Consider the following 11,648-nt stretch of genomic DNA (forward strand, 5'->3'; position numbering starts at 1 on the left):
AATGTCATTTACCCTCACGCAAAATTTGAAGTCGTTTCGTACCATCCCATACCTTAATCTCGTTGAGCCGCTTAGTGCCGCGCCTGTAGCTGTGACATATACCGCAAAAGGGGTCGACAGTATCAACGGGACTACTGCAACGGTGCTGTTTGATACGCAGGCTGAGGGGCTGGAGGCTACAGGCCAGCTCTACTACTCTTTCGAATTTACTGACCTTGCAACAATTTTTGAGGATGCAGAAACGGCACTAAAAAAAGAGATTTCAGAGTAAAATTCACCGCCAGTGTTAAGCTGGCGGATTTTTAATGAACAATAACTCGCGTTGTGATATTTAAACACCATTAGCACTTATGTAATCTGAACGCCAGGAGAATCGAAGTAATCAAAACTACAATCCATGCTTCGGAAGCAAAAACCTGATGCATTACAGTGCCCCAACTAAATATTACGTATGGATAGATAAAATTACCCCACTTCCAGGTAACCATTTTTCGCCTCATGATTTTTTTCATAATTAATTCCTTATGTGTAGAGGAAAAATTCCGCGACATCTTAATATTTTAATAAATAGTTCAATCGATAGCTTCTATTTCAATGGATACAGGATACTCGTCATTAATAACGTTTGGTTGTGTGCCATCCAGATGAATATCGAATCCCTGCTTATTTGTTTTGCTAAATGTATTATCAGGAAGATTTCCAGCATTAGTAATAAATACTGGCTCGAAGTTTTTATTCTTCGCCGTTGAGTTTGATACACTTGTTGCGGTGGTGCCGCTTATTGTCGTGGCGGTGCTGGTAGTGACAGAAGGAACTGAATCCGTGCGGGTGGTGATGCCACCGTTAGCTCCATTTGGAATGTTAACAATATATTGCTGCTGAGCGGTACTCGACAATCCGCAGCGCGTAGTAACCTTGTATCGATGGAATGGAGGCAACCCAACAACAGATACTACAGAGTTCTGCCCCTTAAACAGGGTACCTTCCAGCTTACACTTCAATCCGACTGTAGAGATTATTGACTCACCAGGGAGAGTTGGATGCGGCGTAGCCACACCAGCAACTGCCTCTGCAAGCGCCAGCCACGGACGGATCGTTAATTGCGTAACTCCAGAAGTTAATCCAAGACCAGCCTGGTGCTTGTAATTTTTACAATTCAGCTTAATGTAGCCTGTCAGACCAGCCTTCCTCACAAGACGGCATGGTTGAGAGCTTGATGTAATTGGGCTTGCGGCAAAACCGTCGTATCGGAAGTTGGCAAAACCATCAACGCGCGCTTTATCAGCTGCATAAAGTGCCGTGCTGTTACCGCCGACCTCCCACCATCCCATCATGTCGATATCGCAGTTATACAAATTATCTGCGCGTGAGCCGTCACCGACATAGATGCCATATGACGCCGCAGTGATTCCGTGCTGGAAGCCAAAGTTGGAAATGCTGGCGCCATAAAACGAAAGCGTTTGATCGTCAGTAGATGCAGGGTTTGAGTGGAACCAGATCCCACGCTGTGACGTCCTGACGACGACATTATCTACCCTGATAACTTCAGTCCATCCTTTGTCGTTGTATACATCTATTGCTGTTCCAGTAGTGTAATCTCGAATTACGGAGTCAAATACTGAACCGCCATAAAAATCAGAAAACCTGACAAGAGCAGTAGCGAGAGCATTCCCAACTACTGTGAAATTCTTAAGAATGACCGCATTAAAAAGGCTCTGAGCCTGCGTAGTACGCTTAAACGTCAGGGCGACGTTTGCGCCGGTATGGGTAATTACTGGAATGTTGCCCTTCGTTCCCATGCCAGGGCCTTCAATGATAAGCCCGTTTGTTGAGTTAATGAACTCCAGCCCACCAACTAACGTATACCCGGCAGGCCCCAGTGACGGGGTTGAGAAGTAACCAATGGAGTTCTTAATGCAATAGTTAATTGCACTGGTCCAGATGTCGTCAAGAGCAGCACCATCATAAAGACCGAACTCTGTCGCGCAGACTTTGCCGGGGTTTTTTGGGATGCGTTGCCAGTAGTACTCGGATTGACCTGTCGGCACGCATATATAACCACCATCATCCTCAGCTGAGCCTCGCCTTGAAATAAATTCTCCGCCACCAACGGGACCGTGAGACATTGCGGCCCAACCGACAGGATGGGCGCGCAATAAAATACTTTGACCTTCATATGAAGGAACAACAGAGCGCAGAGCAGTAAATGATGATACCTGCCCCACCAAAGCAAAGCCTTCGCCTGAACCCAGGTTTACGCGAACAATATCGGCAATTTACAATCTGCCTTTTCAAAGGGTTGCATAATGTTGATTGGCTACGCGCGGGTGTCTACCGGCGATCAAAACCTCGATTTGCAGAAAAACGCGCTGGTTCGCGCAGAATGTGAGCAGATTTTCGAGGACACAGCGAGCGGGAAAAACGCCAGACGCCCTGGGCTTAGGCGTGCTATTCGTCGTTTAAAACCAGGTGATTCTCTCGTGGTCTGGAAGCTGGATCGCCTTGGGCGTAGTGTTCGTGACCTTATAAGTCTGGTCTCAGAGCTGCAGGATAAAGGTATTCACTTTCGCAGTCTTACTGACAGCATCGACACCTCGACGCCTGCGGGACGTTTCTTCTTCCACGTCATGAGCGCCCTGGCGGAAATGGAACGCGAGTTGATAGTGGAGCGTACCAGAGCCGGTTTAGCCGCAGCGAGGGAACAGGGAAGGGTCGGAGGCCGCCGCAGAGTTATGACCAGGGAGGTAGTGGAACGCTGCCGCCAGATGCTGGCGAACGGCGCCAGCCGGCAGCAGGTTTCTGCGGTGATTGGTGTCGATGTGAAAACCATCTATCGCTATTGCCCCGCATCAGAGGTCATCGTCGATAAGAAATAGTGAGGGCGAATCCATCCCGGCATCCAGATAATCGATCGCTCTCTGGAGTTGATGGAGCAAGGCTTCCGCTCTATCCCTGGAGATACAACAAAACAGGTCAGGAAACTCTTTCAGTGGCCAATGAGGTACTGACGCCATATTGTCAGTAAAAGTAGCATTGAGGAACACCTGACGGGTTAAAGCCGAATGGCTGACATTAAAGCCAGTCAGTTCTGGAATGCTCGATGCGTTGGATTCTCTGTTGATCATTTTTAGTTACCGGTACTGTTTTTATGTACAGTATTTTTACTCTTGAAACTGTGAGGGAGTCAAGGGAGATCCCTTAAAAGATGAAAGAATAAAGCTAATGCATTAACTGTAACTGATTGATTTATAGCTGTGTTAAAAAACGACTTTATTCTATGAATGATCAATAACATACTGATTATAAAGCCATTTGATTTGGTCTTGAAAACCGGCGACCCGAAAGGGTTCCAGAGTTCGAATCTCTGCGCTTCCGCCATATAAAAGAAGGGGTTACCGAAAGGTAACCCCTTCTTGCTTTGTCCGGTCGGTCGTGCATGACCCGGACAGCGACCGACGACGTTTTCATTCCCACAGCGCTGACGGATACATAGCCCGTCGCATGGCAGGACTTTTCACAACGCCCGCTTATTCTTCGACAATCCGCGCCTTCGGTTTGCTCAGCAGGAGCATGACCAGCGCGACGTAGGGCATCGGCTTTCAGAAATAGTAGCCCTGCAGCAGATGAATATTCTGGCGATTAAGATAATCCCGTTGGGCCTCGGTTTCGACGCCCTCGGCAATGATGCGCAGTGACAGCGTCCGCGCCATCTCTATCACGCAGTCCAGCAGCTTGATTGTCGGCGCCTCCCCGGTTACCCGGCCGACAAAACTCTGATCGATTTTGATATAGTCGAAAACCAGCTCGTGGCGACAGGAAAGCCCGGAATAGCCGGTGCCAAAGTTGTCCAGCGCGATGGAAAACCCGCGGGAGTGTAACGTATTGAGCTTGTCCACAACCGCCCCGTTGAGCAACAGCGGCTCCTGCTCCGTGATCTCCAGCATCAGCTTCACCGCTTTACCCTCAAAGCCGCGCTGATAGTGCAGGCAGTCATCGATAAACGTCGGCGCGTTAATATGTGACACGCTGATATTCAGGCCAATATGAAACCCATCCGGTAGTTTACTAAAGAGTGGTCTCATCTGCGCGTTGACCTGCGCCGTCAGGCTGCGGGTTAGGGGAATAATTAAGCCGGTACGTTCGGCCAACGGAATAAATTCCGCGGGCGAGCGCGCTGGCGTCGTGCTGTTTTGCCAGCGGGCGAGGTAAATACCTCCTGGTGTGGGTCCGCAGCCAGCGGCTTAACATCGCCATATCTGGCAATCATTTGGTTCTGCACCCAGAGTGCCAGCCCGTTGTCATCGGTATCGCTATATAGCGCATCGCGCAGATGGATGTCGCTGATCGTGACAATCACCCTGATCGGCGCTAAGCGCGTCTGATAGATCAGCACCGGCCGCTTATTGACCATCATTCTGGCCGGGAGCAGTAACAGAGGGTCATCAGGCAAAGACTCAGGGCTAAGTGTCAGGACCCGGTTGCCAGTTAATGACGAACACGCCAGCAAGAAATACCATCAGCGCCAGGGAAAAGGCAATCACTCGCAGCCGGTGGATGAAGAGACGGCGTTGTTTCTTGGCGATCGCACCGTCAGCCAGGCCGCGTGGCAGCCCGGCGCGATGGTGCGACTGACGGTCAGCGGCAAGGCGCGGGTATTTAGCGGCTAAACCCTGAGCAGGCGGCGCCGGCTATCGCCGGTGCCGCACAGAAAGCTAATCAGGCGGAGGATGAAGCCGATAGTATCCGCGCCACTGACCTCGTCGCCATGGAGTGGTAGTACGTTGGAACAATTCCGCGGGGTCAGTCCATCTCACCGCCGTTTTGCCGGTGTGCGCTTTACAAATCCAGCACTAACCGGCCGCCTTTAGCGCGCGAGCAGCAGATCAGCATACTCTGCTGGCTGGCTTTCTCTTCCTCGCTGTAATACTGATCGCGGTGGTCGGCTTCCCCCTCCAGAATCATCGTTTCGCAGGTGCCGCACACCCCTTCTCGGCACAGGCATTCGACCTTCGCCGCTTTGTTATTCTCGATCACCTGCAAAATGGTCATATCCTGCGGCACGGTAAATTCGCGTCCGGAACGCGCCAGCACCAGAGTAAATGCCTCTCCGCTTTTATCCTCAAGGATAAACTGCTCAAAGTGCAGCTGGCTGGCGGGCACCTGATGGCGTTCTGCGGCGGCTTTCACCGCCTCGTTAAGCGCCGCTGGGCCGCAGGTATACACGTGGGTTCCTGGCTCGAGGTCGGCGAACAGGCGCGGTAGGTCGAGACGGCTGCCGAGCGCTGATACATGAACATTGACCCGATCGCGCCATGGCGCAGCGCGTAGCGTATCGACGAAAGCATTACTGTCGGCGTCGTGAAAACAGTAATGCAGCTGCCAGTCGGCCTGCCGCTGTTCCAGTTCCGGAATATGCGATAAGAATGGCGTAATGCCGATGCCGCCGGCGATCAGCAGATGTTTTCGCGCCTGTGGTTCGATGGCGAACAGATTGTTGGGCGTGGACACCGTCAGGGTATCGCCCGGGCGCACCCGCTGGTGCATAAAACGCGAGCCGCCTTTGGAAGGCGACTCAAGACGCACCGCAATCTGCCAGCTGGTGGTATCCAGCGGCGAGCTCATCAGCGAATAGGCGTTACTGTAGCGCTGCTCGCCATCCTGCATCTGGACGATAATATGGCTGCCGCCGCTGAATGCCGGCAGCGGGGCGCCGGTCGGCGACACCAGCGTAAAACGCTTCACAAGAGGGGTGATCTGTTCAACATCGCGAACGACCGCCTCAAACATTTGATAATCAGACATCGCTGAACTCCATCAAAAAATCCCGGCGTGGCTAGCGCCATCGCCGGGAGAGCACATTTACAACCCCTGGCAGAGATACTTCATCTCCAGGTAATCTTCGATTCCGTGTTCCGACCCTTCGCGGCCAAGACCGGACTGCTTTACCCCGCCAAACGGTGCGACTTCGTTGGAAATTAGCCCGGTATTGATACCGACCATGCCGTATTCCAGCTGCTCGGAGACGCGCCAGATACGGGCGGCATCGTTACTGTAAAAATAGGAGGCGAGGCCGTAGATGGTGTTATTCGCCTGCTCGATGACCTGCTGCTCATCGTCAAATTTCACCAAAGCGGCCACCGGGCCGAAGATCTCTTCCTGCAGCAGCAGTGACCCCGGCTGTACGTCGCCGATCACCGTAGGGGTGAAGAAATTACCGCCCAGCGGATGCGCTTTACCGCCAGTTAACAGCGTGGCGCCGCGGCTCAGGGCGTCGTCGAGCAGGGACTGCACTTTGCGCCCGGCGTCGGCGTTGATCAGCGGGCCAATCTGTACATCGGACTCGCTGCCATCGCCCACTTTCAGGGCGGCGACGCGAGCGACGAATTTATCGCAGAATTGGTCGTAGATGGCGCGATGAATATAGAAGCGGTTGACGCAGACGCAGGTTTGCCCGGCGTTACGGAACTTGGCGATCAGCGCGCCCTCGACCGCTTTATCGATATCGGCGTCGTCAAAGACGATAAACGGCGCGTTACCGCCGAGCTCTAAAGAGAGCTTTTTGATGGATTCCGCGCACTGGCGCATCAGCACGCGGCCAACTTCGGTCGAACCGGTAAAGGAGAGCTTACGCACCCGCTCATCGCCGGTGAACACCGCGCCAATCTCTCGCGACTGGCCGGTAACGACGTTAATGACGCCCTGCGGGATCCCGGCCTGATTCGCCAGCTCAGCCATCGCCAGCGCGGTAAACGGCGTTTCGTTAGCCGGCTTAATCACCATCGTACAACCCGCGGCCAGCGCCGGGCCGGCCTTCCGGGTGATCATCGCCGCCGGGAAGTTCCACGGGGTGATCGCCGCGCAGACGCCTACCCCCTGGCGGATCACCATCAGGCGTTTATCGGCGCCGGGGGAGGGGATTATCTCGCCGTTGGCGCGTTTCCCTTGTTCGGCAAACCACTCGATAAACGAGGCGGCATAGGCGATTTCGCCTTCCGCTTCCGCCAGCGGCTTGCCCTGCTCGGCGGTCATGATCTGCGCCAGCGCGGTCTTGTTTTCGAGGATCAGGCGGTGCCAGTTTTTCAATAGCGCGGCGCGCTGGGCGGCGGTGAACGCGCGCCAGCCCGGCAGCGCGGCCGCGGCGGCATCCACTGCCTGTTGCGCTTCCGCACGCCCCATATTGGGGATCTGGCCGAGCGTCGCGCCGGTGGAAGGATTGCTGACGGCAAGCGTCGTGCCGTCGGCGGCGTCGCGCCAGCTTCCGGCAATCAGCGCCTGCTGGCGAAACAGATCTGAGTGAAACACAGACATAGCAAGCTCCTTCAACGATTACGGCTGGAACACCTGGGCGACCAGATTGTGGAAATGCGCGATCCCGTGCTCGGAGATACCGCTGCCGCTGTTATCCGCCATAATGCGCCCCTGGCCGCGATAGCCGCGGGACTTCAGCCCCTTCTGTACGCTTTCCACCAGGCGTAAATCTTCCGGGCGGAACACGTCGCGATACCACTCAATCAGCGCTTTCTGATCGTCAGTCAGCTCTTCGTTGGTGAAATAGATGTCGTAATTCTGCAGAGTGGTCTCTTCATCCACCGGGAATTCATAGATAACGGTCATCATGCCCTTGATCGGCGTGACGTTGAACATGGTGCACGGCCACAGCCAGAAACCGTGAAACGCGGCGTCGGTACCCTCTTCGAATTTAAACGACTGCTCGGACGGTTTGGCGAAGCCATACTGCAGCGTCCATTTGCCGTGCATGGTGTGCCAGTAGCGGTCAACCTGGACGGAATCCGAGAAGCCCGGGTGCGCCGGACCGCAGTGGTAACATTCCAGATAGTTATCGACGATATTTTTCCAGTTCGCCGGGGTGAGGGTGGTAAAGCGCGCCGCCAGTTTCAGATCATGCACGTCCGGACAGGCTTCCAGCACTTTGTCCTGCAGCCCCGGTAGCTGCGTTTCCACACTCTCCGCTTCCGGATTCATATTGATAAACACAAAGCCGGCATACTCTTCCAGGCGAACCGGCACCAGCGTTGCCTTTTCGCTATCGAAATTCGCCACGTTTTCGCAGTTGCGGGCGTGGGCGAGATTGCCGTCCAGCTTGAAGGCCCAGGCGTGATAGGGGCAGGTAATCACGTTTTTGGCTTTGCCCTCGCCGCTCAGTAGCTGGTGGCCGCGGTGCGGGCAGACGTTATAGAAGGCGCGCAGAATGTTGTCGCGGCCGCGGACGATAACGATATTTTCGCCGATGATCTCCCGGGTAATGTAATCGTTCGGCCGGGCGACCTCGCTGCCGTGGGCGACGCAAATCCAGCTATTGGCGAAGATGCGCTCTTTCTCGTGCTCAAACGCCTGGCTGTCGGTATAAAAACGGGCCGGAATGGTCCAGGCATCCTGCGGATTAGCGCAAAAGTTAATCGGCAGGGTGAAGTCAGGGCTCAAATTGCTCATGTAGGGTCTCCTTGTGATTATTGTCAGTAAGAGGTTTTACAGCGACTGGCCGTCGCCTTTGAGTACCGCGCCAACCGGCAGCGTCTCGGCTTTAATAATGGGCTCGGGGGTATGGGTTTCTATCTGATGGACCGGAACGTGGGCGTAGTCCTGTTTTAACCAGCGCACGAAGCCGCCGGTTTTAATCAGTAAAATGGCCAGGAACGGTAGGGCGGTCAGCACCACGGTGGTTTTCATGGTCTCAAGCGAAGCGCCGGTAAACAGAATCGACAGCGGGATGAGGGTGATCACCACGCACCAGAACAGGCGCATGCCGCGATCCGGATCCTCGCCTTCGCGCAGGTTGCGGGTACTGGTCGCCGCCATGGTGTAGGCCACCGCATCCATGTGCGAGGCGAGGAATACAATCATCACGAACAGATAGGCGGCGAGGAACAGCTTACCTGCCGGCAGCGACATCAGGACCTGCTGGACGGCGGTTTCGCCGCCGAGAGTCTGCATCACCTGTGGTACGTTAATCACGCCGTTAACGAACTGGTGCATGGCGTAGCTTTCCATCACCCCGAAGAAAAACCAGCAGCCGGCGGTGCTACCGAGGAGCAGTCCCCAGATCACCTCTTTGATTTTGCGCCCGCGGGAGACGCGGGTGACGAACATCGCCACGCCTGGGGTGTAGGAGATCCACCACAGCCAGTAGAAGACGGTCCAGTTGCGGGTAAAGGCGCCGTCGCCGAGCGGGTCGGTAAACAGGCTCATCTGCAGGAAGTTTTGGGTCGTCAGGCCGACGGCGTTAATGATGTTATTGGTGATGAATTCGGTCGGGCCAACCAGTAATACCACCAACGGCAGCAGAAACGCCCCCCAGCCGACCATTTTGCTCAGGCGCTGCAGGCCGTTGTTGATGCCAATCCACGAACTCATGCAGAAAATACCGCCGGAGAGCAGGATCACAAATGCCTGCATGGTGAAGTTATCCGGCAGTCCGGTCAGCGCTGACAGGCCGCGGGTGAAGGTGGCGGCGGTGACTACCAGCGAAATGGTTAACGCGCCGACGGTAGCGATCAGGAACATCAGATCGACCAGACGGCCCCAGAAACCTTGCGGATTAACGCCGGTGATCGCTGAAACGATCCCGGAGAGGCTGAGGCCTTTATTTTTCCGCACGTGGAAGTGATAGGCCATGATCAGCGAGGCGAGGGTATAGGTTGCCCAGGCGCTTACGCCCCAGTGGAAGAAAGAGTAAGGGATGCTGTATTCCAGCGCTTTCGGCGATTGCGGGGCAATGTTCAGGCCCGGGGTCTGGTAGTAATAAGCCCATTCGGCAACGCCCCAGTACAGCGTGGAGGAGCCGAGACCGGCGCAGATAAACATAAACAGCCATGAGAGGGTACTGTATTCGACTTTACCTTCGCCGAGACGGATATTGCCGTATTTGCTGGTGGCCAGATACAACACCAGTCCCAGCGCCAGCAGCACCAGTACCTGTACCGTGGAACCCAGCAGGCGGGTCACGCCGTTAAAAATCGAATCAGCCGCCTGCGCGGTTTGCTGGGGGAAGAGACTTAATGTAGCGGCGATGAAAACAATGGCCGCCAGGCTGATGGCAATCAGCGGCACATCTTTTTTCTTTACGTTGCTCAACATGAGTGATCTCCTGGGCATGATTGCCCGTCGGTGGCTTTAGCCTGTCGTTGTTATCACGCTGTAGGGTCAGGGTTCGTAGCAAGATGCTATTAACAATTGGATTATTTCTTCGTTACATGAATTAAACAATTGGCCGTTTCGTGAAGCAATAAAACACGAAACGGAAATAATAAAAGGTGAATTGGCGCAGGTTCTGTCCTTTCAGGAATTAATAAAGTTCACCGCTGTGATGCGGTTCACTTGTCAATCGTGGGGGATTCTGCATAGCGAAAAGAGAGGGGAGTTGGCGGACCAGGCGCGCGGGTTTTCCCGGGTAGCGGCTGCGCCTTACCCGGGCTACTTGCTGTGCCGTTTTTTTTGCCGGGTGGCGGCTGTGCCTTACCCGGCCTACACACTACATTATCGCGCGATTGTAGCCCCGGTAAGCGCAGCGCCACCGGGGAGCGGCGGAGTAATTACGCCAAAATGGCCTTGCAGATAGCCTCGCTAACCTGCTGCATTGAGGCACTGCCTTTCATGTCCGGAGTTTTCGGTCCGCAGGCGATCGTCTGCTCAATCGCCGCCAGAATGCCATCGTGAGCGGCGTGGTAGCGCTCATCGCCGTTGCCGAGGAAATCGAGCATCATCGCCCGGCCCAAACGGTGGCGATCGGGTTGGCGATATTTTTACCGTAAATATCCGGCGCCGACCCGTGAACCGGTTCGAACAGCGACGGGAAATTGCGCTCCGGATTGAGATTGGCCGACGGCGCAATGCCGATAGTGCCGGTACAGGCCGGGCCGAGATCGGAGAGAATATCGCCGAACAGGTTGGAGCCGACCACCACGTCGAAACGCTCCGGCTGCAGCACGAAACGGGCACACAGGATATCGATATGCTGCTTGTCCCAGCGAATTTCGGGATAGTTTTTGGCCATCTCTTCCACCCGCTCATCCCAATAGGGCATGCTGATGGCCAGGCCATTGGATTTGGTTGCGGAGGTCAGCGTTTTGCGTGGGCGGCTTTGCGCCAGTTCGAAGGCGTAGCGCAGGATCCGGTCCACGCCGCGGCGGGTGAAGACCGACTCCTGAATCACCACTTCATGCTCGGTGCCTTCATTGGCGCGGCCGCCCAGGGCGGAATATTCGCCTTCGGTATTTTCGCGCACCACGTAAAAATCGATATCGCCGGCCTTTTTACCCGCCAGCGGGCAGGGGACGCCGGGGAACAGGCGCACCGGGCGCAGGTTGACGTATTGGTCAAACTCGCGGCGGAACTTCAGCAGCGACCCCCACAGCGAAATGTGGTCGGGAACGGTATCCGGCCAGCCGACGGCGCCGAAGTAGATAGCATCGAAGCCCTGCAGCTGCTCGCGCCAGTCGTCCGGCATCATCTTGCCATGATGGGCGTAATATTCGCAGCTTGCCCACTCCATCTGCTCGAAGCTCAGCGACAGATCCCAACGCTGTGCGGCGGCTTGCAGCACGCGAATCCCTTCAGGCAGAACTTCTTTGCCAATTCCGTCACCCGGGATGGCGGCAATACGACAGGTTTTTTTCATTCCGGTTCTCACT

11 protein-coding genes and 1 pseudogene are annotated in these 11,648 nt (G+C 55.0%); 3 read left to right on the forward strand and 9 right to left on the reverse strand.

From position 1 onward, the window contains the following. The first annotated feature begins 1 nt into the window (after position 1). Entirely contained in the window at positions 2–271 is a 270-nt protein-coding gene (locus tag HMPREF1024_RS16160; protein ID WP_009308370.1) for a hypothetical protein, read from the forward strand. Between the two features lie 301 nt (positions 272–572). Here HMPREF1024_RS16160 and HMPREF1024_RS16155 read toward each other — a convergent pair whose 3' ends face one another. Continuing rightward, positions 573–2,228 carry a hypothetical protein gene (locus tag HMPREF1024_RS16155; RefSeq protein ID WP_148672055.1) on the reverse strand — a complete coding sequence of 552 codons (1,656 nt, stop codon included), beginning with the start codon at positions 2,226–2,228 and terminating at the stop codon, positions 573–575. 78 nt (positions 2,229–2,306) lie between these two features. On the opposite strand from HMPREF1024_RS16155, the gene HMPREF1024_RS16150 reads away from it, so the two are divergent. Next, a complete protein-coding gene (locus tag HMPREF1024_RS16150) occupies positions 2,307–2,876 on the forward strand; it encodes a recombinase family protein (protein WP_009308373.1) in 570 nt (189 codons plus the stop codon). On the opposite strand, the gene HMPREF1024_RS28645 is transcribed toward HMPREF1024_RS16150, so the two are convergent. From HMPREF1024_RS28645 to HMPREF1024_RS31765, 3 genes are all read right to left on the reverse strand, one after another. Then, positions 2,850–3,125, reverse strand: coding sequence for a hypothetical protein (locus HMPREF1024_RS28645; protein ID WP_004141496.1), 276 nt, complete (start codon positions 3,123–3,125; stop codon positions 2,850–2,852). The two genes, HMPREF1024_RS16150 and HMPREF1024_RS28645, sit on opposite strands and share 27 nt — an antisense overlap. Before the next feature lie 474 nt (positions 3,126–3,599). Beyond that, on the reverse strand, positions 3,600–4,148 hold the full coding sequence (locus HMPREF1024_RS31760; protein WP_009308374.1) for an EAL domain-containing protein: 549 nt from the start codon (positions 4,146–4,148) through the stop codon (positions 3,600–3,602). After that, the gene (locus tag HMPREF1024_RS31765) at positions 4,127–4,414 is read right to left on the reverse strand and encodes a hypothetical protein (protein ID WP_004176625.1); all 288 of its coding nucleotides are present in this window, start codon (positions 4,412–4,414) and stop codon (positions 4,127–4,129) included. The genes HMPREF1024_RS31760 and HMPREF1024_RS31765 overlap by 22 nt, the downstream gene beginning before the upstream one ends. A 64-nt stretch (positions 4,415–4,478) precedes the next feature. Here HMPREF1024_RS31765 and HMPREF1024_RS16135 point away from each other — a divergent pair, with 64 nt between their 5' ends. Continuing rightward, entirely contained in the window at positions 4,479–4,667 is a 189-nt protein-coding gene (locus HMPREF1024_RS16135) for a hypothetical protein (protein WP_002898472.1), read from the forward strand. A gap of 169 nt (positions 4,668–4,836) precedes the next feature. Here HMPREF1024_RS16135 and HMPREF1024_RS16130 read toward each other — a convergent pair whose 3' ends face one another. From HMPREF1024_RS16130 to HMPREF1024_RS16110, 5 genes and pseudogenes are all read right to left on the reverse strand, one after another. Continuing rightward, the gene (locus tag HMPREF1024_RS16130) at positions 4,837–5,802 is read right to left on the reverse strand and encodes a PDR/VanB family oxidoreductase (RefSeq protein ID WP_004224047.1); all 966 of its coding nucleotides are present in this window, start codon (positions 5,800–5,802) and stop codon (positions 4,837–4,839) included. A gap of 57 nt (positions 5,803–5,859) precedes the next feature. After that, a complete protein-coding gene (locus HMPREF1024_RS16125; RefSeq protein ID WP_009308375.1) occupies positions 5,860–7,308 on the reverse strand; it encodes an NAD-dependent succinate-semialdehyde dehydrogenase in 1,449 nt (482 codons plus the stop codon). An 18-nt stretch (positions 7,309–7,326) separates the two neighbouring features. Further along, positions 7,327–8,451: a carnitine monooxygenase, oxygenase subunit YeaW gene (yeaW, locus tag HMPREF1024_RS16120; protein ID WP_002898571.1), complete on the reverse strand. Its 1,125-nt coding sequence runs from the start codon at positions 8,449–8,451 to the stop codon at positions 7,327–7,329. Positions 8,452–8,487: 36 nt separating this feature from the next. Continuing rightward, positions 8,488–10,095 (reverse strand): BCCT family transporter, encoded by a 1,608-nt coding sequence (locus HMPREF1024_RS16115; protein WP_009308376.1) that lies wholly within the window; start codon positions 10,093–10,095, stop codon positions 8,488–8,490. Positions 10,096–10,550: 455 nt separating this feature from the next. Then, positions 10,551–11,635, reverse strand: a pseudogene (locus tag HMPREF1024_RS16110) (tartrate dehydrogenase). Positions 11,636–11,648 lie beyond the last annotated feature (13 nt).

It is taken from the genome of Klebsiella sp. 4_1_44FAA (genome assembly GCF_000238715.1).
GTDB lineage: Bacteria > Pseudomonadota > Gammaproteobacteria > Enterobacterales > Enterobacteriaceae > Klebsiella > Klebsiella pneumoniae.